This is a genomic window from Streptomyces sp. Tu 3180, from assembly GCF_009852415.1.
In the GTDB taxonomy this organism is placed as follows: domain Bacteria; phylum Actinomycetota; class Actinomycetes; order Streptomycetales; family Streptomycetaceae; genus Streptomyces.
Window position 1 is genome coordinate 6,596,761 of record NZ_WOXS01000002.1, and the last position, 23,050, is coordinate 6,619,810.

17 protein-coding genes and 1 pseudogene are annotated in these 23,050 nt (G+C 75.1%); 12 read left to right on the plus strand and 6 right to left on the minus strand.

From position 1 onward, the window contains the following. Position 1: 1 nt before the first annotated feature. From GL259_RS30310 to GL259_RS30325, 4 genes and pseudogenes are all read left to right on the plus strand, one after another. A complete protein-coding gene (locus GL259_RS30310) occupies positions 2-1,414 on the plus strand; it encodes an RICIN domain-containing protein (protein ID WP_159536456.1) in 1,413 nt (470 codons plus the stop codon). Then, entirely contained in the window at positions 1,411-2,475 is a 1,065-nt protein-coding gene (locus GL259_RS30315; protein ID WP_159536457.1) for a rhamnogalacturonan acetylesterase, read from the plus strand. The genes GL259_RS30310 and GL259_RS30315 overlap by 4 nt, the downstream gene beginning before the upstream one ends. Positions 2,476-2,582: 107 nt before the next feature. Continuing rightward, entirely contained in the window at positions 2,583-3,386 is an 804-nt protein-coding gene (locus tag GL259_RS30320) for an isocitrate lyase/phosphoenolpyruvate mutase family protein (RefSeq protein ID WP_159536458.1), read from the plus strand. A 55-nt stretch (positions 3,387-3,441) separates the two neighbouring features. After that, a pseudogene (locus tag GL259_RS30325) lies at positions 3,442-3,675 on the plus strand (NUDIX hydrolase); the annotation flags it as partial. Between the two features lie 229 nt (positions 3,676-3,904). Here GL259_RS30325 and GL259_RS30330 read toward each other — a convergent pair. Then, a complete protein-coding gene (locus tag GL259_RS30330) occupies positions 3,905-4,483 on the minus strand; it encodes a TetR-like C-terminal domain-containing protein (RefSeq protein ID WP_159536460.1) in 579 nt (192 codons plus the stop codon). Positions 4,484-4,683: 200 nt separating this feature from the next. Between GL259_RS30330 and GL259_RS30335 the strand changes: the two genes are divergently transcribed. Together GL259_RS30335 and GL259_RS30340 are read left to right on the plus strand one after the other, a co-directional pair. Beyond that, positions 4,684-6,393: a PHP domain-containing protein gene (locus GL259_RS30335; RefSeq protein WP_159536461.1), complete on the plus strand. Its 1,710-nt coding sequence runs from the start codon at positions 4,684-4,686 to the stop codon at positions 6,391-6,393. Beyond that, a complete protein-coding gene (locus tag GL259_RS30340; protein WP_243762421.1) occupies positions 6,375-6,905 on the plus strand; it encodes a hypothetical protein in 531 nt (176 codons plus the stop codon). Before GL259_RS30335 ends, GL259_RS30340 begins: the two co-directional genes overlap by 19 nt. 55 nt (positions 6,906-6,960) lie before the next feature. Here GL259_RS30340 and GL259_RS30345 read toward each other — a convergent pair whose 3' ends face one another. The 3 genes from GL259_RS30345 to GL259_RS30355 all read right to left on the minus strand — a co-directional run bounded on the left by GL259_RS30345 (position 6,961) and on the right by GL259_RS30355 (position 12,890). Next, on the minus strand, positions 6,961-9,822 hold the full coding sequence (locus GL259_RS30345) for a glycoside hydrolase family 2 TIM barrel-domain containing protein (RefSeq protein ID WP_159536462.1): 2,862 nt from the start codon (positions 9,820-9,822) through the stop codon (positions 6,961-6,963). Positions 9,823-10,272: 450 nt separating this feature from the next. Beyond that, on the minus strand, positions 10,273-11,505 hold the full coding sequence (locus GL259_RS30350) for an ROK family transcriptional regulator (protein ID WP_159536463.1): 1,233 nt from the start codon (positions 11,503-11,505) through the stop codon (positions 10,273-10,275). Positions 11,506-11,633: 128 nt separating this feature from the next. Further along, positions 11,634-12,890, minus strand: coding sequence for a D-arabinono-1,4-lactone oxidase (locus tag GL259_RS30355; RefSeq protein WP_159536464.1), 1,257 nt, complete (start codon positions 12,888-12,890; stop codon positions 11,634-11,636). A 218-nt stretch (positions 12,891-13,108) separates the two neighbouring features. Here GL259_RS30355 and GL259_RS30360 point away from each other — a divergent pair, with 218 nt between their 5' ends. Beyond that, positions 13,109-14,431: a radical SAM protein gene (locus GL259_RS30360; RefSeq protein ID WP_159536465.1), complete on the plus strand. Its 1,323-nt coding sequence runs from the start codon at positions 13,109-13,111 to the stop codon at positions 14,429-14,431. Positions 14,432-14,644: 213 nt separating this feature from the next. Further along, the gene (locus tag GL259_RS30365) at positions 14,645-16,147 is read left to right on the plus strand and encodes a cellulose-binding domain-containing protein (protein WP_159536466.1); all 1,503 of its coding nucleotides are present in this window, start codon (positions 14,645-14,647) and stop codon (positions 16,145-16,147) included. Positions 16,148-16,349: 202 nt separating this feature from the next. On the opposite strand, the gene GL259_RS30370 is transcribed toward GL259_RS30365, so the two are convergent. Further along, a complete protein-coding gene (locus GL259_RS30370; RefSeq protein ID WP_159536467.1) occupies positions 16,350-16,586 on the minus strand; it encodes a hypothetical protein in 237 nt (78 codons plus the stop codon). Positions 16,587-17,601: 1,015 nt separating this feature from the next. On the opposite strand from GL259_RS30370, the gene rsgA reads away from it, so the two are divergent. From rsgA to GL259_RS30385, 3 genes are all read left to right on the plus strand, one after another. Beyond that, entirely contained in the window at positions 17,602-18,705 is a 1,104-nt protein-coding gene (gene rsgA / locus GL259_RS30375; protein ID WP_159536468.1) for a ribosome small subunit-dependent GTPase A, read from the plus strand. A gap of 100 nt (positions 18,706-18,805) precedes the next feature. After that, positions 18,806-20,209: an AlkA N-terminal domain-containing protein gene (locus GL259_RS30380; protein ID WP_159539113.1), complete on the plus strand. Its 1,404-nt coding sequence runs from the start codon at positions 18,806-18,808 to the stop codon at positions 20,207-20,209. Positions 20,210-20,214: 5 nt separating this feature from the next. Then, positions 20,215-20,721, plus strand: a complete 507-nt coding sequence (locus GL259_RS30385) for a methylated-DNA--[protein]-cysteine S-methyltransferase (protein WP_159539115.1) — start codon at positions 20,215-20,217, stop codon at positions 20,719-20,721. A gap of 6 nt (positions 20,722-20,727) precedes the next feature. On the opposite strand, the gene GL259_RS30390 is transcribed toward GL259_RS30385, so the two are convergent. Beyond that, complete coding sequence (locus GL259_RS30390; RefSeq protein ID WP_159536469.1) at positions 20,728-21,210, minus strand: DUF456 domain-containing protein; 483 nt, start codon at positions 21,208-21,210, stop codon at positions 20,728-20,730. A gap of 231 nt (positions 21,211-21,441) precedes the next feature. Here GL259_RS30390 and GL259_RS30395 point away from each other — a divergent pair, with 231 nt between their 5' ends. Next, on the plus strand, positions 21,442-23,013 hold the full coding sequence (locus GL259_RS30395) for a protein phosphatase 2C domain-containing protein (protein WP_159536470.1): 1,572 nt from the start codon (positions 21,442-21,444) through the stop codon (positions 23,011-23,013). The last annotated feature ends 37 nt before the right edge of the window (positions 23,014-23,050 follow it).

Here is a 23,050-nt window from a genome sequence, read left to right on the forward strand (position 1 = left end):
CATGAGACGTGCCCGCGCGGTGCTGCTCGCCCTCTGCCTCGCGCTCGCCGGCGCCCTCGCGACCGCCGGACCCGCCCGGGCCGCCCCGCAGACGATCGCCAACGGCACCCAGTTCACCGACCGTTCGGGCAGCCCCGTGCACGCCCACGGCGGCGGCGTCCTCAGGGCCGGCGCGTACTACTACTGGTTCGGCGAGCACCGCAACGCCGACAACACCTTCCGCTCCGTGGACGCCTACCGCTCCACCGACCTGAAGAACTGGGAGTTCCGCAACCACGTCCTCACCGAGGACAGCCACCCGGAGCTCGCCACCGCCAACATCGAGCGGCCCAAGGTCATGTACAACGCGTCCACCGGCCGGTTCGTGATGTGGATGCACAAGGAGAACGGCAGCGACTACAGCGAGGCGCGCGCCGCCGTCGCCGTCTCCGACACCGTGGACGGCGACTACACCTGGCGGGGCAGCTTCCGGCCGCTGGGGCAGCACATGTCCCGCGACATCACCGTCTTCACCGACACCGACGGCACCGGCTACATGGTCTCCGCCGCCCGCGAGAACTACGACCTGCACATCTACCGGCTCACCGCCGACCACACCGGCATCGCGGGCCTGGTCGCCAACCCCTGGCCCGGCGGCCACCGCGAGGCACCGGCCCTGTTCAAGCGGGGCGGCGTCTACTTCATGCTGACCTCGGGCGCCACCGGCTGGAACCCCAACCAGCAGCAGTACGCCACCGCCACCAGCCTCTCCGGCCCCTGGTCCGCGATGCGCGACGTCGGCGACCCGACCGCCTTCGGTTCCCAGACCGCGTACGTCCTGCCGGTGCAGGGCACTTCGGGCACCTCGTACCTGTACATGGGCGACCGCTGGGGCAACTCCTTCGGCGGGACCGTCAACGACTCCCGGTACGTGTGGCTGCCGCTGACCTTCCCGTCCGCCACGTCGATGTCGATGTCCTGGTCCCCGGAGATCACCGTCGACACGGCCGCCGGGACGGTCGGCGGCACCGGCGCCACATACCACACGCTGACCGCGCGGCACAGCGGCAGGTGCGCGGACGTGACCGGCCGTTCGATGTGGCCGGGGGCGCAGATCAAGCAGTACGACTGCAACGGCGGCGGCAACCAGAAGTACTGGTTCAAGCCCGTCGGCGGCGGCCACCACCAGCTGGTGGTCCGCGGCAGCAGCCTGTGCGTCCAGGAGAACGCGAGCACGGTCACGCAGGAGAACTGCGACGCCTCCGCGACCGCCCAGCAGTGGTCCGTCACCACCACGGGCTCCTACGTCAGCGTCACCTCCCGCGCCACCGGCGAGTGCCTGGACGTGAACGGCGCGTCCACCGCGAACTCCGCCGCGATCATCACGTACACCTGCAACGGAGGGACCAACCAGCAGTGGACACGCGGGACATGAGACGGGGCCGCACGCTCGGCCGGGCCGCCGTGACGGCGGCCGTGGCACTGGGCACCGGCCTGTCGGCCGTACCGGCCCAGGCGCAGCGGCACCAGGGGCGTGCGCCCGCCCCCGGCATCGAGAACTGCACGGCCACCGCCTGCCACTTCGACCTGCCGCCCGGTACGTACGACGTGCGGGTCACCCTCGGCGGCGACCGGGCGTCCAGCACCGCCCTCGGCGGCGAGACCCGGCGCACCCTGCTCCCGGAGACCGCCGCGGCGGCCGGGGAACGCGTGGTGCGGAGCTTCACCGTGAACGTCCGCACCCCCGAGGGCGAGCCCACCGGCCCGGAGGGCACGCCCGGACTCGACCTCACCGTCGGCGGAAGCGCGCCCGCACTCGCCGGCATCCGGGTCACCCCGGCCCGGCACACCCGCCAGGTCCTCCTCGTCGGCGACTCCACGGTCTGCGACCAGCCCGGCGACCCGTACTCCGGCTGGGGCCAGCAACTGCCCCGGTACCTGCGCAAGGGCCTGTCCGTGGCCAACTACGCGGACTCCGGGGAGAGTACGGTCAGCTATCTCGGGAACCCGCTCCTGTGGAACACCGTCAGGCCGCTGATCCGGCGCGGTGACCTCGTCCTGATCCAGCTCGCCCACAACGACAAGACCACCGACGGGACGACCTACCGGGCAGGCCTCGAGTCCCTGGTGGCGGGCGTGCGGGAGCGGGGCGGCGTGCCGGTCCTCGTCACCCCGGTCGTGCGACGCTGGTTCAACGCCGACGGAACCCTGGACAACAACACGGCCCTGCTGGTCAACGGGCTCGGCGTCGACCACCCGGCCGTCGTCCGCTCCGTCGCGGCCGACCGGGACGTCCCGCTGATCGACCTCACGGCGCGGACCAAGGAGGTGGTGGAGTCCCTCGGCGTGGAGGGTTCCAAGGCGCTGTACCTCCACGACGAGAAACGGGACAACACGCACACCTCCGTGCACGGCGCCACCGTGTACGCGGGCCTGGTCCGCGACGAACTCGTCGCCCTGCGTCTGGTGCCCGGGGGCGGAGTCAGGATGAGATGAACCCCTGGGGCGCTCCGACCGGAACCGGGGCGCCCCAGGTCCGCCGGACCACCGGGGCGCGGACGCTTCGGCCGGCACCGAAGCGTCCCGCTCCTAGGGTGCGTCCCATGACCACCTTCACCGGCCTCCACCACGCGGACGAACCCCTGCTGCTGCCGTGCGCCTGGGACCACGCCTCGGCGCTGGCCCTGGCCGCCCACGGCTTCCGGGCCGTCGGCACCACCAGCCTCGCCGTCGCGGCGGCGGCCGGGCTGCCCGACGGGGCGGCGGCGACCCGGGAGCAGACGCTGCGGCTCGCCCGCACCCTCGGCCCCGGTCCGTTCCTGCTGTCCGTGGACGCGGAGGGCGGCTTCAGCGACGACCCCGACGAGGTGGCCGGGCTGGCCCGGGAGCTCTGCGCGGCGGGCGCCGCCGGCATCAACCTGGAGGACGGGCTCGGCCCCGCCGACCGGCACGCCGCCAAGATCGCGGCCGTCCGGGCGGCGGCCCCCGGCCTCTTCGTGAACGCCCGCACCGACACCCACTGGCTGGGCGACGGCGAGGGCACCACACGCCGCCTCGACGCCTACCTGGGGGCGGGCGCGCACGGCGTCTTCGTGCCCGGGCTCACCGACCCGCGGGAGATCGCCGCCCTGGTGCGCGGCCTGGACGGCGTCCCCCTCAACATCCTCCACTCACCCGCCGGACCCTCCGTCCGCCACCTCGCCGACCTCGGCGTACGCCGCGTCAGCCTCGGCTCGTTGCTGTACCGGCGGGCGCTGGGCGCGGCGGTGGAGGCGGCGGCCGGGATCCGGGCGGGCCTGGCCCCGCAGGGCGCGGTGCCGTCGTACGACGAGGTCCAGGCGCTGGGACGCCGTGCCCGCGACGAGGACGACGGCACGGCTTCCTCGGAACGCCCCTGGTACGGTTGACGCTTCCGCGGGTACCAGGCCCTTCGGACCCGTCTCCGGCGAGGGACCGGGGACCATGGACATGGGCATCCCCGGCGAGGAACGGCCGGCCGCCGCGGTCGTGCCGGCCGACGAGGGACGCGTGCTCCTGGTGCGCCGCAGCGAGACGGAGAGGTTCCTGCCCCGGGTGCGGGGCGTTCCGTGCGCCAGGCTCGAACCCGACGGGAACGCCCGCGACGGCGCGCTGCGCGAGCTGAAGGAGGAGACCGGCCTGCTCGGCGAGATCGTGCGCAAGGTGGGCGAGTCGTCCAGGGCCGCGCCGCGGGGCGCGGCGCCCCGTCGTCCGGTCCGCCCGGCGGCGGGTCCGGGCGTGCCCGCCTCGACGGGCCGCGCCTGAGGTGCGGCTGGGCCGAGGCGCGCTCCCTCCCCCTGGGCGGCGGCACTCGGTTCCCGCGAGGCCCCGTCCCAGGAAACCGGCTCCGACTCGACGTCCGTGCCGCTGTTTTCGCCCTCTCACACCCGGCACGGGCACCCGGCGCTCAACCCGCCTTCTCCCGAGGCCAGTTCTCCAGGGCGAGGTGCAGGGCGTCGACCGCCTTGTCCCAGGACACCCGGACGTCGCGCGGGGCGGCGAAGGCGCCGGAGGCCTCCAGGGCGCAGTAACCGTGGAAGGTGGCGCGCAGCAGGCGGACGGCGTCGGTGAGGTCGGGCTCCTCGAGGCCGTAGGCGGCGAGCGCGCCGTGGATGACGTCCAGGACACGGCGCAGCGCGGCGGCGTCGGCGGCCAGGGACGGGTCCAGCCGGATCTGGGCGGCCGCGTAGCGGCCCGGCCGGGTGAGCGCGTACTCCCGGTAGGCGCCGGCGAACGCGGCCAGGGCGTCCTTGCCGGTCCGCCCCGCGACCGCCGCCTCGATCCGGTCGAGCATCTCGGTGCCCGCCAGCAGCGCCAGCCGGGCGCGCAGGTCCCGCAGGCCGCGCACGTGCGCGTACAGGCTCGCGTCCTTCACACCGAAGCGCCGGGCCAGCGCGGACAGCGTGACGTTCTCGAACCCGGCCTCGTCGGCCAGCTCGGCGGCGGCCGCGACGAGACGGTCGGCGGTGAGTCCGGCGCGGGGCATGCGGGCCTCCGGGAAACCTAGGGGGTCCAGGGAGCGATCAGCCTACCCAGCCGGTGCGGGCGAGCCGTCGCGCGCGGGGCATGCGCCGCTCACCTGCAGGTCGTTCGACGTTCACGGGGTGCCTCGATCCTCCACACGCGGCGTGGTCGCGCCGCGGAAGGCAGCCGCACCGAAACGGCGGCATCCAGGAGGCACTTCACATGGGTCACGGGCACGCACACGGGCCGCACCACCATCACCACCACGGACACGACCACCAGCACGAGACGACGGCGCCCCTGCCCGCCGCCTTCGACACCTCCGTGCCCGACGAGGCGCTCAGCCCCGAGCAGAAGTCCCGCCGTACGCTGCTGCGCCGCGCGGGCCTCCTCGGTGCGGGGCTCGCGGCCGGCAGCGTGCTGTCCGCCGGCGCCGGCGCTCCCGCGCACGCCACGGGCAACGGCCGCCGCGGCAAGGGCTTCCTGTGGCTCGCCGGTGACCACCACATCCACACCCAGTACAGCAGCGACGGCAAGTACCGCGTCGTCGACCAGGTCCGCCAGGGCGCCAAGCACGGCATGGACTGGCTGGTCATCACCGACCACGGCAGCGCCACCCACGCGAAGATCGGCGTGGAGAAGGTCAACCCGGACATCAAGGAGGCCCGCGCCGCCTACGAGGACACCCTCGTCTTCCAGGGCCTGGAGTGGAACATCCCGGCCGCCGAGCACGGCACCGTCTTCGTCCACCCCGGCAGCAACGAGGTCGCCGTCCTCAAGCAGTTCGAGACCGACTACGACGGCAGCGTCAAGGGCGCCTCCGACTCCACCCCCGCCAACGAGGCGCTCGCCGTCGCCGGCCTCAACTTCCTCGCCGACCAGGTGAGACGGCGCAAGGTCAAGGACGCCCTGATGCTCGCCAACCACCCGGCGCGGCGCGGTGTCGACTCCCCGCACGAGATCCGGGCCTGGCGCGACGCCACCGGCACCGACCCCCAGATAGCCGTCGGCTTCGAGGGCGCCCCCGGCCACCAGGCGGCCGGCCTGCCGCAGCCGCTCGGCATGGGCCGCGCCCGCGGCATCTACGACAACAACCCCAGCGCCAACTCCTTCCCCGGCTACCCGCTGGAGAGCTACCGCACCTGGGGCGGCTTCGACTGGATGACCGCCACCGTCGGCGGCCTGTGGGACAGCCTCCTCGCCGAGGGCCGCCCCTGGTGGATCACCGCCAACTCCGACTCCCACCAGGTCTACGCCGACACCGCGGTGCGCGGCCCGGGCGGCGACTTCAACGCCGACGGCCGCTACGAGGACCCGGTGTACGGCGGCCGGATCGACATCACCCAGGGCGACTACTGGCCCGGCCAGTACAGCCGCACCCACGTCGGCGCCGACGGCTTCTCCTACGCCGCCGTCATGGACGGCATCCGCGCCGGCCGCGTCTGGGTCGACCACGGGCAGCTCATCGGCGGCCTCGACGTCCGCGTGTCCGGCGGCGGCCGCTGGGCCACGCTCGGCGGCGCGCTGCACGTGAAGAAGGGCACCAAGGTCACGCTGACGGCCGACGTGGCGCTCGCCGGGGGACCCAACTGGGCCGGTTTCGTGCCCCGGCTGGCCCGCGTGGACGTCGTCCAGGGCGATGTGACCGGCCCGGTCGCCGACAAGGACACGTTCACCGCGCCCACCGCGAAGGTCGTCCGGTCGTACGACGTCGGCAAGTCGGCCGGCACCGTCCGGGTCACCTTCGACCTCGGCCGGGTCGACCGCCCGCTGTACGTCCGGCTGCGCGGCACCGACGGCAACCGGTCCGCCGTCGGGGCGATGGGCGCCCAGGTGGACCCGGCGGGCCCCGCCCTCGACGTCGTCGGCGACGCGGACCCGTGGCGCGACCTGTGGTTCTACTCCAACCCCGTGTGGGTCCTGCCCTCGTGACGCCGTACGCCCTCACCGTGGACGCGGGCGTGAAGGACCTGCGCGCGGCCGACCACCTGCTCCACGAGCTGGCGGCCGGACTCGCCCTGCCCGAGGGGACGTGGGGCTGCACGCACCTGGTCCGCGGCGACCGCCCGCGCGTGGCCCTCTCCCTCGCCCTGCCGTCCGAACCGCTCCTGCGCACGACGTGGGAGCGGCTCGCGGCCGCCGGGCGGGGCGAGCTGTCCCCGGGCCTGCCCGACCCGGCGGGGCGCGCGGTGCTCTACCCGGGCGCCCCGGCCCTGACGGGCACGCTGACGGTCGCGGAGCTGCTCGCGCGCTCCGCGATCGACCGGGTGACCGTCCTCGGCGCGCCCGGCGACCCGGACCCCGGCACCCGCGTGATGACGCGCGACCACGTGCGCCCGCAGTGGCAGCGCGGCGAACTCGTCCTCGCCGCCACCCCGGCCCTGGGCGGCACCCTCGTCCCCTTCGAGGCGCCGGACCCCACGCCCTGCTGCGCGGACCACTGAGGGAACGGGCGGCGGTGGTCCCCGCCGACCGCCACCCGTTCCCCGGAGCCGCTCGTCAGCCGGCCGGCTCGGAGAGGACGAACGAGAACTCCGCGGGCTCCGGCCACAGGAAGTACCGGGGCAGCGGGCCCGGGCCGCAGGACTGGGAGCCGATGCCGTGCTGCCGGTGGTCGAGGGTGACCCAGACCGTGTCGCCGGGGACGAGGTCGGTGAGGTGCCGGGCGGCGTCCAGGTGCTCGGTGGTCCAGGGCCTGGCCGTGAACCGGAACTCCGGGTCGCCGTCGATCCGCAGACCACCGATCTCCGCCCAGCGCACGTCGGCGCGGGCACCGTTCTCCTGCGGGCGCACATAGGGCGTCTGCAGGTCCTCGACGCTCGCGTCCCACAGCAGGTCCCTGGACGCGGCCCCGGTGTCCGGGTACGCCTCGCCCCCGCCGCCGAACCAGCGGACGGGATCCCCCGGGGACCCCTCGAGCCCGAAGCGGACGCCCAGCCGGGGCAGCGGCACCCGCCAGTCGCCCTCCGGCACGACCGACACGGTCAGCCGCACGCGCGTGCCGTCGGACGTCCAGCGGTACGCCGTCCGCAGGCCCGTCTCCCGGCCGGCGGGCGCCACCCGGGTGCGTACGGTCAGCGCCTCGCCGTCCGTCTCGACGGCCTCCAGGCGGTGCCGCACGCGGTGCAGGCCCAGCTCGCGCCAGAGCGGCCCGTACCGGGTGTCCGGCTGCCAGGGCGCGCCGTCGTCATTGTCGGTGGTCGCCCGCCACACGTCCAGGCGCAGATCGCGCACCGGCACACCGGCGACGGTGCGCACCGCGCCGGTGCGGGCGTCGAAGACGGCCGGCCCCAGCGTGATCCGGTCCCCGTCGGCGCGGGGCCGCACGCCGGCCGCCGCCGGCAGCGGGGCGCGCCGGGCCACCGTCCGCTGCGCCCAGGCCACCTCGTGGCCCCGGCCGGCCCAGGACGCGTCCTCGGCGAGCAGCGCGCGCACCGTCCACTGCACCTCCCCGCCCCCGCCGTCCGGCGCCCCGGGCAGCTCGACCTCGGCCGACTCCCCGGGGGCGAGCGGCGGCACGGCGAGCCGGCGCCCTCCCGTCGGCCGGCCGTCCACCTGGTGGGAGAACGCGAACTCCAGGTGGGACAGGTCCGTGTGGTCGTAGCGGTTGGTCACCCGTACGGTGCCGTCCGCGTCGCCGGCCTCGATCCGGACCGGCTCGATCACCTTCTTGTACTCGATCAGCCCCGGTGAGGGCGTGCGGTCCGGGAAGAGCAGCCCGTCGCAGACGAAGTTGCCGTCGTGCAGCTCCTCGCCGAAGTCACCGCCGTAGGCGTAGCCCAGCTCCGGGTGCTCGATGCCGTGGTCGATCCACTCCCAGACGAAACCGCCCTGGAGCCGGTCGTACCGCTCGAACAGCTCCTGGTACTCGGTGAGTCCGCCGGGGCCGTTGCCCATGGCGTGCCCGTACTCGCACAGGACGAGCGGCAGTCGCCGCCTGCGGCGGGTGCCGCCGTCCAGGCCCCGGGCGATCCGCTCCACCTCGGCGTGCGGCGGGTACATCCGCGCGTACACGTCCGTGTCACGGCAGTCGGCGTCACCCTCGTAGTGCACCGGGCGGGAGGGGTCCCGGTGGTGGATCCAGCCGGCCATCGCGGTCAGGCCGCGCCCGGTGCCCGCCTCGTTGCCGAGGGACCACATCACGACCGACGGGTGGTTCTTGTCCCGCTCCACCATGCGGGCGGCGCGGTCGAGCAGGGCCGGGGTCCAGCGGTCGTCGTCGACGGGGTTGTCGCGCCAGTCCTGCTCGACGAAGCCGTGGGTCTCCAGGTCGCACTCGTCGATCACCCACAGCCCGTACTCGTCGCACAGGTCGAGGAAGGCCGGGTGCGGGGGGTAGTGGGAGGTGCGGACGGCGTTGACGTTGTGCCGCTTCATCAGCAGCACGTCCTGACGCATGGTGTCCGGGTCCAGCGCACGGCCCCGGCGCGGGTGCCACTCGTGCCGGTTGACGCCCCTGAAGAGCACCGCCGTGCCGTTGACCTTGATCAGGCCGTCCTTGACGACGACCGTGCGGAAGCCGATGCGCAGCCGGACCCGTTCGCCCGCCGTGGCCAGCACCCCGTCGTACAGCCGGGGCGTCTCGGCGGTCCACGGCTCGACCGGGAGGGTGACCGGCTCGCCGGCCGCCACGTCGATGCCCAGCTCCTCGACCACCACGCGTCCATCGACGTCGGAGTCGACGCGCAGGGTGCCCTCGCCGGTGACGTGGTCGTAGGAGGCGTGCACGAAGAAGTCCCCGGCGGCGCCCGCCGGGCGGTGCAGCAGCGTCACGTCGCGGAAGATGCCGGGCAGCCACCACTGGTCCTGGTCCTCCAGGTACGACCCCGCCGACCACTGGTGGACCCGGACCGCGAGGACGTTCCCGGACGGCTCCAGCAGGTGCCCGACCGCGAACTCGTGCGGCAGCCGCGAGCCCTTGAACTCCCCGAGCTCCGTGCCGTTCAGCCAGACCCGGGCGCACGACTCGACCCCGTCGAAGCGGAGCACGGCACCGCCCTCGTCCGGCCAGTCCCCGGGCAGGTCGAAGAGGCGCAGGTGGTCACCGGTCGGGTTCTCGGTGGGGACGTGCGGCGGGTCGACGGGGAAGGGGTAGAGGTGGTTGGTGTAGATCGGCGCGCCGTGGCCCTGGAGCACCCAGTGGCCGGGCACGGTCACCTCCGCCCAGTCCCCGCAGTCGTACCCGGGCTCGGCGAACGAGTCGTCCTCGGCGTCGGCGGTCGCGGACACCCGCAGGCGCCAGCCGCCGTTCAGGGAGAGGGACGCCGCGTCCGAGGACGCGTACCGGGCACGCGGGGGCAGGGTCCCGCGGCCGGGGGAGACGTCCTCGACGTGACCGGCCGCCGGGGTGTGCGATGACATGGGGTCTCCTAGCTCGGTCCTGGTCCTGGTCCGGCCCCCGGTCCCCGTCCGCGCGACGCCCCGGACCGGCCGGCGCCGGAGGGACGGGGGCACGCGCACCGGGGGAGGAGGGAGGGGGCCGTGGCCGCGGAGGTGAGGGGGAAGCCGGCGGTGCGCGCCACGCCGGTGACCGCCGGGTCCCGCGGCGGCCGGGCGGAGCCGGCCGCCGGATCGCCGGACGGTTCGGCGGTGCTGGTGCTCCGTGCCGGCATGTCGGCGGTCCTTGTCTCGGGTGCGGCTGCGGCGGGTGGCGCTCAGGGACCTGCGGTGCGGGACGTTAACCTTCGTCCACCACTTCGGCAAGGGGTCGGACGAAGTCCGCTCGGCGCGCGGCGGGCCTGCTGGTGATGGTGAACGGGCCCGGCGCCGTGGGGCGTTGCCCCTCAGGGTCCCGGCGTGGGGCGTTGCTCTTCAAGAGGCCCGGCGTGCGCGTGCGGCGCGTCCGCCGCTGCCCCGTCCCGCCGACTGCAGCGCGCCCTCCAGCGCGAACGCCGCCGCCCCCAGGCACACCGGATCGGTCGGGATCGGGGAGAGGACGATCCGGGTGGCGGCCAGCGGGCGGTGGAGCGCGTGCCGGGCGACGGCCTCGCGCACCTCGTCGAGCAGCGGCTCGCCGAACGCGGCCGCGACCCAGCTGCTGAGCACGACCACCTCCGGGTTGAAGAGGTTGATCAGGCCGGCGACCCCTGCGCCGAGGTAGCGGGCGGTGTGCCCGAGCACCCGTACCGCCACCGGATCGCCGGCCCGCACTCCCCGGGCGAGCGCGTCGACGGTGGCCGTCTGGTCCCCGGGCCGCAGCAGCGGGCTGTCCGGGCTCGTCTCCCGCAGGTTGAGCATGATCCCGGGTGCGCCGGTGTACGCCTCCACGCAGCCGCGGTCGCCGCAGTGGCAGGGGCGGCCGTCCAGGACGAGCGTGGTGTGGCCCCATTCGCCGGCGCTGTTGCTCACGCCCCGGTGCACCTCGCCGCCCAGCACCAGCCCGGCGCCCACCCCGGTCCCCAGGTTGACCACCACCGCGTCCCCGTGCCCGCGCGCCGCCCCGAACCACAGCTCGGCCACCGCGCAGGCCCGCAACGGGTTGTCCAGGTGCAGGGGGTGGGCGATGCGGTCGGCGAGCAGGTCGAGCAGGGGCACGTCGTGCCAGTCCCAGTTCGGCGCGTACGCGCAGACGCCCGTGTCCCGGTCCACCTGGCCCGGCATGCTCACCCCCACCCCGAGCACCCGCGTGCCCTCCACCCCGGCCCGGGCCACCACCGAACCGACCGCCGCGGCGACCCGGTCCACGACCTGCCCGGGCCGGTTCTCGCCGGGACGCATGCCCTCCTCGGCGCGGGCCAGCACGTTCAGCGCCAGGTCGAACAGCTCGACCCGGACGTAGGTCTCCGCCAGGTCGACGCCGATCAGCGCGCCGCCCGAGGCGTTGACGGCCACCAGGCCCCGGGGGCGGCCGCCGGCCGAGTCCTCGAAGCCGACCTCGGTGATCATGCCGAGGTCGAGCAGCTCGCCGACCAGGGTGGCGACGGTGGCGAGGCTGAGGCCGGTGGCCGCCGCCAGCTCCTGCCGGGAGGTCGGCGCCGCGGCGACGATCCGGCGCAGCACCCGGTAGCGGTTGGCCGTGCGGATGTCCCGCGACGTGCGCTTCACCGGAGCCGCCCCCTCCCTGCCGGGCCGGCCGACCCGGCACCGACGCGCGGCAAGGCTACGAGGAGGCGGAACCTTCGACAAGGGGTTCGCAAAGGGGCTCGACGAAGCCCGGCCGGGGGCGGTGGGGGTCAGTCGCCGAGGACGTCCCGGACGAACGCGTTGGTGAACCTGCCCGCCGGGTCCACGGCGCGGACCAGGGCCTTGAAGTCCTCCAGCCTCGGGTAGCGGGCGCGCAGCTCCGCCGCCGGCGTGGTGAACACCTTGCCCCAGTGCGGCCGCGCCCCGAACGGCGCCAGCGCCTCCTCCACCCGCCGCACCACGGGCAGCACCGCCGCGGTGTCCTCGACCCAGGTGAAGTGGACGGCCACGGTGTCCCGCCCGTAGGAGGGGCTGAGCCACTGGTCGTCGGCGGCGACGGTCCGCACCTCGCACGTCTGCAGCACCGGGGCGACCGTCTCCCGGACGCCGTCCAGCGCCCGCAGCGCGGCGACGGCCGACTCCCTCGGCATCAGGTACTCCGACTGCAGCTCCGCCCCGCTGCTCGGCGTGAACTCCGCCCGGAAGTGCGGCAGCCGCTCGTGCCACGGCCCCGGCACCCCGAACTGCTCGGTGCAGTTGACCGCCGGCATCCCCGGCACCGGGTGCATCTTCTCGGCCGCCGGAGCGGCCCAGGGGAAGTCCGGCAGCGGCTGGTCGGTGCGCCGCTTCACCCACACCTGCCGGAAGCCCGGCGCCCGCCAGTCGGTGAACAGGCTCACGCTGTACGCCGCCGACATCACCGCCTCGAACGCGGCGGAGTCCAGCCCCGCCGACGGCAGTTCGGTGAACACGTGCTGCTCGACCTCGAACGCCGGCTCCAGGTCCAGGGTGAGCGCGGTGACGACCCCGAGCGCGCCCAGCGCGGTGACCGCCCCGCCGAACCGGGCCCGGTCCTCCCGGCCGATCCGCACCGTCGAACCGTCCGCCGTGACCAGCTCCACCTCGCGCACGGCCGAGGAGAGCGGGCCGTTGCCGACCCCGGAGCCGTGCGTGCCGGTGGCGACCGAGCCGGCCACCGAGATGTGCGGCAGCGACGCCATGTTCGGCAGCGCCAGCCCGTGCCCGTGCACCCGCCGGGCCAGCTCGGCGTACCGCACGCCGCCGCCGACCCGGACCGTCCGGGCCGCGGTGTCCACGTCCACCTGCGGGGGCAGCGCGTCGAGGGAGAGCAGGACGCCGTCCTCGCCGGCCTCGGCTATCTCGTTGAAGGAGTGCCCGCTGCCCAGGACCCGCACCCGGGAGCTCCCGGCGACCAGCGCCCGCAGCGCGTCCAGGGTGTGCGGGCGGTGCAGCTCCTTGGCGGTGTAGGTGATGTTGCCCGCCCAGTTCGTCACGGTCTCGGTCATCGGTCGTCCTTCCCGGGAACGGGGCCGGAAAAGGGCCCCGCCGGAACCTACCTCGCACCCCCGCGCCCGGGACAGCCGGTCCCGCCACCGGTCGGCAAGCGATTTCTCCACCGGCGCGCGGGAGTGGTCCACGCCACGTGGGGGGACCCGGCACGCCGGACGCCCGAGCGGGGGCATACCGTGAGGAGTCGTACGTCCGAGCCGGGAGGAGACACTAGATGGGCAGCCGTACCGCGCTGGTCGAGGATCTGATGGAGCGGTTCCCGCACGTGCCGCGGGAGGCCGTCTTCAAGGAGGACCTGCTCCGGGGCGGCGTGGCCTTCGACCCGTCCGCCCTCAGCGACAACGAGAGCGGCGAGGTCAAGCCGAAGTCGTACTTCATCTTCTCCTTCGACCACGGCACCCTGCCCGAGCTGGGCGAGGCCGCGCTGAGGCGCCCGCCGGAGGAGATCATCCTCACCGGCGGCCCCTACGACCTGCGCCGCACCGTGGTCTCGGTGCGGGTGAACCCCTCCTCGCCGTACCGCGTCGCCGCGAACGGGGACGGCGTGCTCGGGCTCTACCTCGACGGGAAGCGGATCGCCGACGTCGGGGTGCCGCCGATGCCCGAGTACTACCGGCACACCCTCTCCAACGGGAAGTCGGTCATGGAGGTGGCGCCCACCATCCAGTGGGGCTACCTGATCTACCTGACCGTCTTCCGGGTCTGCCAGTACTTCGGCGCCAAGGAGGAGTGCCAGTACTGCGACATCAACCACAACTGGCGCCAGCACAAGGCGGCCGGCCGGCCCTACACCGGGGTGAAGGACGTCGAGGAGGTCCTCGAGGCCCTGGAGATCATCGACCGCTACGACACGGCGAAGGCCTCCACCGCCTACACCCTCACCGGCGGCGCCGTCACCAAGACCGTCGGCGGCCGTGACGAGGCCGACTTCTACGGCCACTACGCCAAGGCCATCGAGGAGCGCTTCCCCGGCCGCTGGATCGGCAAGGTCGTCGCCCAGGCGCTGCCCAAGGACGACGTGCAGCGCTTCAAGGACTACGGCGTGCAGATCTACCACCCCAACTACGAGGTGTGGGACGAGTACCTGTTCAAGATGTACTGCCCGGGCAAGGAGCGCTACGTCGGCCGCGACGAGTGGCACCGGCGCATCCTGGACTCCGCCGACGTCTTCGGCGCGCGCAACGTGATCCCCAACTTCGTGGCGGGCGTGGAGATGGCCGAGCCCTTCGGCTTCAAGACGGTCGACGAGGCCATCGCCTCCACCACCGAGGGCCTGCGCTTCTTCATGTCGCACGGCATCACGCCCCGGTTCACCACCTGGTGCCCGGAGCCGACCACCCCGCTCGGCAAGGCCAACCCGCAGGGCGCCCCGCTGGAGTACCACATCCGGCTGCTCGAGGCCTACCGCGCCACCATGGACGACTTCGGCCTGTCCTCGCCCCCCGGCTACGGCCCGCCCGGACCCGGCCGGGCGGTGTTCTCCGTCAGCTCCTTCATGGACAGCCTCCCGGCCCAGGAGCCCGTCGAGGCGGTCTGAGGCACCGGGAAGGAAGACCGGGAAGGCCGGAACCGAGACGTTCCGGCCTTCCTTGCGTATGGTCCCGGCGAGGGGCCGCGATGCCGCCACGGAAAGTAAGGGCGGCGCTTGTCAGTTGTGTCGGGAACGTGAAAAGCTCGGCCACTGCCGCGAGGTTTCCCCAACTCCAATGCCGCTATGGCGAGTTGACCTCCTTCGTGATGCGGGAGACTCATGCCCGACCTGCCGAGCCCCCAGGACGCCGACGAGGCGGCACTGTTCTCCGAGTGCTGGGACGCGGTGCTCTCCTACGCCGACCTGTGCACGGCCGGATCCACCGCTGCCGCGGAACTGGCCCGCGAGGCGTTCGCACAGGGCGTGCGGGAGCTCCGCGCCGCCGAGACGGGCACCGTCCGCGGCACCGGCCGCCGTTCCTCCCGGCTGCCCCGGATACCCCTGCTGCTGACCGCCGTCCGCACCACGGCAACGGCCTGGGAGGACGAGGGGCGGGGCCACCGGCTCGACCCCGACCTGCGGCTGTGGCTCCACTCCGACAGGGCCGCCCGCCACACGGGTCCGCCCCTGGAGCGCCCGGTCGCCCTGCGCGCCCTGCGCGACCTGCAGCAGGCGGACGCCGAACTGCTGTGGCTGGCCGAGGTGGAGGCCCTGCCGCTGCCCCTGGTGGCCCGCCGCCTCGGTCTCGACCCCGCCACCGCGACCGACGAACTCGCCCAGGCGGCCGAGGCGTTCCGCAACCGCTGCCACCGCAACCACCTCGACTCGCCGCTGGACGCCGAGTGCCGCAGCTACGCCCGGCTGCTCGACGCCGTCACCCGCTCGCCCGCCGCCGACACCCCCGGCGACCTCTCCCGCCACCTCGCCACCTGCGTGCCGTGCGCCGAGGCCGCCGCCTGCCTGCGGCTGCACACCGGGGGACTGCCCGGGGCACTGGCCGGCGGGGTGATCGGCTGGGGCGGCCTCGCCTACCTGGAACGCCGCCGCCGGGCCGCCGAGGCACGGCTCGGGGCCGGAGGCCGGGACGGGACCGACCCGGAGCACGGCGACCCGGCGGACGGTACGGCCGGGGCGCGCGCCGCCCGCAACGGCCTGCTGGTGGCCGCCGTCCTGGTCTCCGCCCTCGCGCTCGCGGTCTCGCTGATGCCGTTCGGCGACACGGAGGCCGAGAGCGCCGCGCGTCCCGGCACCGGCCGCCGGCCGGCGGCCGACCCCGGCCCGTCCCTGTCGCCCGCCCCCGCCGCGCCGTCCCCCTCGGCGTCCTTTGCGTCCTCCTCCGCGTCCTCCGGGGCCCCGAAGCGGCCCGCCGGGCGCACACCGGACCGCAAGGGCCCCGGCCCCGAACCCGAGCCCCAGGGAACCTCCACGGCCACCGCCGCGCCGGAGACCACCGCCCGCGGCGGTGAGGCCCCCTGCCGGGTCGTCTACGACCTGGTCAACCAGTGGCCCGACGGCTTCCAGGCCACCGTCACCGTCACCCCACGGGAACCCCTCGACTCCTGGCGCGTCGGTTTCTCCTTCCGGGACGGCCAGCGGGTCCGCCAGATGTGGGACGCCACCGCGAGCCAGGACGGCTCCCGCGTCACCGCCACCGCCGCCGACTACAACAGCACGGTCCCGGCGGGCGGAAGGCTCGCCTTCGGCTTCCTCGCCTCCTGGACCGGCAGGAACTCCCCGCCCACCGACATCACCCTCAACGGCCGCCCCTGCGCCACCGGGTGACGGGGTCCCACGGCGCCCACGGGGCGGAGCCGGTCGCGCGGGGCCGCGCGTCCGGCTCCGGGCGGGCCGGGGTCACCTCGACCGGCGGTGTGCTCGAGGACGGTCCCGCCGGCACCCCGACCCGCTGCTGCCGGCCCGCTGTTGTGCACCGGGCACGACGAACCCCGACGAGAAACGACTTCGTCGGGGTTCGAGGACGCGCTCAGGCGAGGTTCCTGGGCAGGGTGAGGACGTCGGCGAGAGCCGGGCGGATCACCCTGAGCGGTACCTGGAAGCTCGTCTCGTTGCCGTCGGGGGCCTGGCAGGTGACCGTCGCCGTCGCCGGAGTACCGGTCGCCGGGATGTTGTTGAAGGTCAGGCTGTACAGCGCGCTCGTGGCCTCGGTGCTGATGCTGGTCGAGCGGACGGTGGCCTGGGGGAGCTGGGTGGTGATCGACACCCTGGTCGGGCTCGAGTCGTCACCCTGCCGAAGGCAACTCGCGGTTCCGCTGACAACCACCCTCGGGTTGTCGGGGTCTGCGTGCGCCGCGGTGCCGACCGCTATGGGCGCGGCGACTGCGACCGAGGCCAGGACGGCCATGGCTCCGAGAGTGGTCCTGGTGCGAGTAGGCATTTCAGCCTCCATCGAGCGGTGATGTGCTTCAGGGCGGCTCCGACGGCCGTGCGCGACGAGCGCAGGCCGGGGCAGGGGCGCGACGGCGTGCGAGGTGCCGTCCATGGGGAGTGGAGCGCGCCCGCCGTCAAGGGCGGAGCCTGACATCACGCTGCTGGCTACGGGGTTCGTGGCTGGCCGTGCTCCGCGCTCCCGGATGCTTCTGGGCGCTCAGCCGACTCCCTGCAGCGGATGTTCCACCAACCACACTCATACACTCCCGGCCATCCCGCAAGCGCTGGGCCGATCGGCTGATTTCACGCCGGGACCGGAACACCGGGGCCGGTCGGTGACGATCGGGGGCGTGACGCCGGTGGGCACGGTCGCTCCGTGTCCGGCGCCGCCTTCGGCCCTGTCGCGGGCGCGGGGCGACGGGGTGCGTCCGGCGCGGCGCGGCGCGGGCCGGTGCGTGAACGGCGCTCGGCGGGTGCGGGGTTGCGGGCGTGGACCAGGACCGTGACGGGGCCGGCCGGGTCGGGGGTTTCGGCGGTGGGCGCCGCGAGCCGGACCGTGCGCGGGGCGTCGTCGGGCCGGGTGACGGGGTGAGGACGGATGCCGGAAAAAGGGTTGGCCGTCCGGGTGGTCGGGCCTCTAGGCTGTGGCGCGGAAGTGAGCAGGGCCGTCGGCTGCTGCTGTGACCGGCGTGCGGTGAAAGGGAGGTGTGACCGATGACTGTCTTTGTGAGGGGTGCTGACCGCATCCGGACGCTCGTTCATCCCACCTCCGTGGCCCTCGGCTGACACTCCTTCCTCTGCCGCGCTCGTGACGCGCGGTGCCGGGGCCGCCCTTCGAAGGGTCTCCCTTGAATCTCTCCTCTTCCGTTCCGGCTTCCTCGCACGCTCTCGCTCCCTACGGCTGGGACGAGGAGTGGGCGGCCGCGTTCTCCCCGTACGGCGCGCAGGGGCTGCTGCCCGGGCGCGTGGTGCGGGTCGACCGCGGGCAGTGCGACGTCGTCACCGGCGACGGGACCGTGCAGGTCGACACCGCCTTCGTCACCCCGCACGACCCCCTGCGGGTCGTGTGCACGGGTGACTGGGTCGCCGTCGAACCCGGCGGGAACCCGCGCTACGTGCGCGCGTACCTGCCGCGCCGTACCGCCTTCGTGCGCTCCACCTCCTCCAAGCGGTCCGAGGGGCAGATCCTCGCCGCCAACGTCGACCACGCCGTCGTCGCCGTCTCCCTCGCCGTCGAGCTCGACCTGGCCCGGATCGAGCGGTTCCTCGCGCTGGCCTGGGAGTCCGGGGCGCAGCCGGTGGTCGTGCTCACCAAGGCCGACCTCGTGCCGGACGCGGTGACCCGGGCGCACCTCGTCCAGGACGTGGAGACCAGCGCGCCCGGCGTGCCGGTGCTCCCCGTCAGTGCCAGGGACGGGGACGGACTCGACGTCCTCGCCGCGATCACGGCCGGCGGGACGTCGGTGCTGCTCGGGCAGTCCGGCGCGGGCAAGTCCACGCTCGCCAACGCGCTGCTCGGCGAGGACGTGATGGACGTCCGGGCCACCCGGGACGTCGACGGCAAGGGCCGCCACACCACGACCACCCGCAACCTGCTGGCGCTGCCCGGCGGGGGCGTCCTCATCGACACGCCCGGCCTGCGGGGCGTCGGCCTGTGGGACGCCGGCACCGGCGTCGGCCAGGTGTTCTCCGAGATCGAGGAACTCGCCGAGGGCTGCCGCTTCCACGACTGCGCCCACGAGAGCGAGCCGGGCTGCGCGGTCCTCGGCGCCGTCGAGGACGGTGCCCTCCCGCAGCGCCGTCTGGAGAGCTACCGCAAGCTGCTGCGGGAGAACCAGTACATCGTGGCCAAGACCGACGCGAGGCTCCGCGCGGAGATCCGCAAGGACTGGAAGCGCAAGGGCGCGATCGGAAGGGCGGCGATGGAGGCGAAGCGCGGCCGCTGGAAGTAGCCGGGCAGGGGCGGTCCCCGCAGACCGCCCCCTCACCCTCACCTTCATGTCCGGTTTCCGCCAGCCGAGGCTCCCCGGCCGGTGGAGACTGGACGGTGTGATGGACGAGGACAGCAGGTACGAGGCGGTGCGCAGTCGGGACGCCCGGTTCGACGGTGCGTTCTTCTTCGCCGTGCGGACGACCGGGATCTACTGCCGGCCCAGCTGCCCCGCGGTCACGCCGAACCGGCGCAACGTGCGGTTCTTCGCGACCGCGGCCGCGGCCCAGGGCGCCGGTTTCCGGGCCTGCCGGCGGTGCCGCCCGGACGCCGTCCCCGGCTCCGCCGAGTGGAACGTGCGGGCCGACGTCGTGGGCCGGGCCATGCGGCTGATCGCCGACGGCGTGGTCGACCGCGAGGGCGTCGCCGGACTCGCCGCACGGCTCGGCTACAGCGCCCGGCAGGTGCAGCGGCAGCTCACCGGGGAGCTCGGCGCCGGACCCGTCGCGCTCGCCCGGGCACAGCGGGCGCACGCCGCGCGCGTGCTGCTCCAGACCACCGGGCTCCCGGTCACCCAGGTCGCCTTCGCCTCCGGGTTCGCCAGCGTGCGGCAGTTCAACGACACCATCCGGGCCGTGTACGCCACCACGCCCAGCGAACTGCGCGCCACCGCGCCCCGCGGCGGCCGGGCGGCCCGCCGCGCCGCCACCCCCGTCTCCGGGATCCCCCTGCGGCTCGCCCACCGCGGCCCCTACCCGTCCGGACCCGTCTTCGACCTGCTGGAACGCGAGGCCGTCCCGGGCGTCGAGGACGTGAGCGGCGCTCCGGGCGCCCGCACCTACCGGCGCACGCTGCGCCTCCCCTACGGCACCGGCATCGTCGCCGTCGACGAGCGCCCCGGCGCCGCGCGCACCGGATCGGGCGCCCACCCCGGCGGCTGGCTCGACGCCCGCATCCACCTCACCGACCCGCGCGACCTGACCACCGCCGTACACCGGCTGCGGCGGCTGTTCGACCTGGACGCCGACCCGTACGCCGTCGACGAGCGGCTCGGCGCCGACCCCCGGCTCGCCCCGCTGGTCGCCGCCCGGCCCGGGCTGCGCTCGCCTGGGGCCGCCGACCCGGAGGAGCTGGCGGTGCGCGCCCTGGTGGGCCGCGACGAGGCCGCCCGGCTGGTCCAGCGGTACGGCAAGGTCCTCGACGCCCCCTGCGGCGGCCTCACCCACCTGTTCCCCGAACCGGGCGTCCTCGCCGAGGCCGAGCCCGGCGGCACCCTGGGCGCGCTCACCGCCGCCCTCGCCGACGGCACCGTACGCCTCGGCCCCGGCGCCGACCGGGACGGCGCCCAGGACGCCCTGGGCGCCGTGCCCGGCCTGGACGCCCGCACGATCGCCGAGATCCGCACCCGCGCCCTCGGCGACCCGGACGTGGCCCCGCCCGGCCCCGACGTCCCCGACGGCTGGCGCCCCTGGCGCTCGTACGCCCTGAACCACCTGCGCGCGGCAGGGGAGTTGGAGTACCGATGAGCACGATGACGAACACCACGACCAGCACGACGTACTGGACGAGTGCGGACAGCCCCCTCGGGCCGCTCCTGCTCACCGCCGCTCCGACCGGCGAGCTGACCTCGCTCTCCGTGCCCGGGCAGAAAGGCGGGCGCACCGTGCAGGACGGCTGGCGGCGCGACCCCGGCCCGTTCCGCGCGGCCGGACAGCAGCTCGCCGCGTACTTCGCCGGCGAGCTCCAGGAGTTCCGGCTGGCCGTGCGCACCGCCGGCACCCCCTTCCGGGAGAAGGTCTGGGCCGCGCTCGACGACGTCCCCTACGGGGCGACCGTGTCCTACGGCGAGATCGCCGCGCGGATCGGCGCGCCCCGGGCCGCCGTGCGGGCCGTCGGCGGGGCGATCGGCGCGAACCCCCTGCTGATCGTCCGCCCCTGCCACCGGGTGATCGGCGCCGACGGGTCGCTGACCGGGTACGCGGGCGGGCTGGAGCGGAAGGTGCGGCTGCTCACGCACGAGGGCGTGCTGCGGCCGTGACGCGGGTCAGCCCCAGAACACCGCGCCCAGCCACGCCGCCGTGATCAGCTGGCAGGCGAACAGCTCGGCCAGCACGCTCCAGCCGCCCGAGCGCAGCGCCGAGCGCAGCGCCGTGACCGCCTCGCCGTGGCGGCCCAGACGGAGCCGCTCACCGAGGTAGATCCCGGCGAGGAAGCCCGGGACCGCGCCGAGCACGGGCAGCAGGACGAAACCGAGGAGCGAGCCCCAGCCCGCGTACGCCAGCATCCGGCCGTCGTCACCGCCCGCCCGCAGCCGGCGGGGCGGCAGCGCCCAGCGCACCGCCTGGGAGAGGAACAGCACGGCGGTCGCCCCCACGAGCACCCACCACGCGACGGGCCGGGGGTCCTCCAGCGCCCACCACAGGACCGCGGCCCACACCAGCCATGACCCCGGTACTCCGGGCAGCAGCACTCCGTACAGGCCGAGCAGGAGCACCAGTCCGACCAGCAGGAGGTCCCACGCTCCCATCTGTCCAGGGTGCGGGAGGCCGGGGCACGGCGCAGGACGGCGCGGGCGGTGCGGGACGGCCGGGGAGGGGCCTCGTCGGCGCGGTGCGCACCCGCGGCCGGGTCGGCCGCGGCACTCCGTTCGCACAGCCGTCCCACCGGTCACCCGACAGGCCGTCCCGTGCGCGGCGCGGGCCACCGATTTTCCGGTTGCCCCGTTCCCATCCGGCCGGTGCGGGGGACAATCGGGGGCATGAGCCAGCAGGGGGGAAGGCCCACCGGTCGCGAGGACGACTGGTGGGAGGAGCTGTACGGCGACGCCACCGTCGGTGACACGGGCCCCGCGACCGGGCCCGATTCCCTGGACGACCGCTTCGCCTCCGCGTCCGGAGCGCTGCACGGGGACCCGCCCCGGGCGGACGCGCTCCCGCCGGACCCGCCCCCGGCGGACAGCGCGCCGGCGGACCCGCCTCCGGCGGACGCGTCTGCCGCCCCCGGGGTGCCGGCCCCCCGGTCCTTCCCCGACGGGGCGACGGCGCACCCCCCACGCCGCCCGGCCTTACCCCCGCAGCGCGCCCCGTGGGAGCCGCCCACCACCCCGGAAGGCCCCGTGACCTTCGCGACGGGCGCCGGCCTTCCGGGCGGGGCCACGTCGGGAGGAGACCGGGGAACGGCGGCCGGATCCCCTCCGCGGACCGTGCCCCCCGTGCCGGACGGCGCCCCGCCCGTGCCCCCCGCTCCGCCCGTGCCCCCGGCTCCGCCCGTGCCCCCCGTCCCGCAGGACCCCCCGCCGGCCGTTCCCGCCCCCACCGCCGCCGGCCCCCGCGCCTCGCACCCGGGACCGCCCCCGGACCCACCCCCCTCCCTCGCCTACGTCGGGTCCCGGCCGCCCACGTACGACGCCGAGCCCACCGCCCTCCCGGCGGCCGACCCCGACGAGCTGGACGACCTGGTCCCGGACACCGTGCTGGACGGCGCCCGCTACGGGGCCTGCACCCTGCGGGCCGCCTCCGTGCGCGGGGACTCCGCCCGGTACCGGGGGGAACCGCGCCGCGACGCCCTGCTGGCGGCGCGGTTCGGGACGGGGGAGCAGGCGCTGGTCCTCGTGGCGGTCGCGACGGGGAGCCGGGCCGCGCCCGGGACGCACCGCGCCGCGGCCGAGGCCTGCCGGTGGATCGGCCGGGCGGTGGGCCGCAGCCACGCCCGCCTCGTCGAGGACATCAGGGCCGCCCGGCGCGGCGACCTCAAGTCCGGCCTGCACCGCCTCACCGACCGCAGTCTCGGCAGGCTCCGCGCCGGCGCGGCCGAGCAGGGCCTCGAACCCGACGCCTACGCGGCCACCCTGCGCTGCCTCCTGCTGCCCGCCGACCCCGACTGCCGCACCCGCGTCTTCTTCGGCGTCGGCCCCGGCGGGCTGTTCCGGCTGCGGGACGGCGAGTGGCAGGACATCGAACCGCGGGTCACCGAGGTCAGGGGGGAGCCCGTCCTCGGCTTCGGCTCGCCGCCCGCCGAGACCCCCGAGGGCGACCGCCTCACCATGGACCTGGGCATCCCCACGCCCCCGAGCCCGTACGAACCGGCCCCGGAACCACCCCGCGAACCGTTCCGCTTCCGCACCTCCGTAGCCCAGCCGGGGGACACCCTGCTGATGTGCGGGACCGGCTTCGCCGAGCCGCTGCGCGGTGAGGAGGAGTTCCGCGCCCACCTGGCCGACCGCTGGTCCGGCCCCGAACCGCCCGGCCTCGCCGCGTTCCTCGCCGACACGCAGGTACGGGTCAAGGGGTACGCGGACGACCGCACGGCCGTCGCCGTCTGGGAGGCGTGAGCGGGGCCGGTGTGAATTCATGAACCCGGAGGGACCT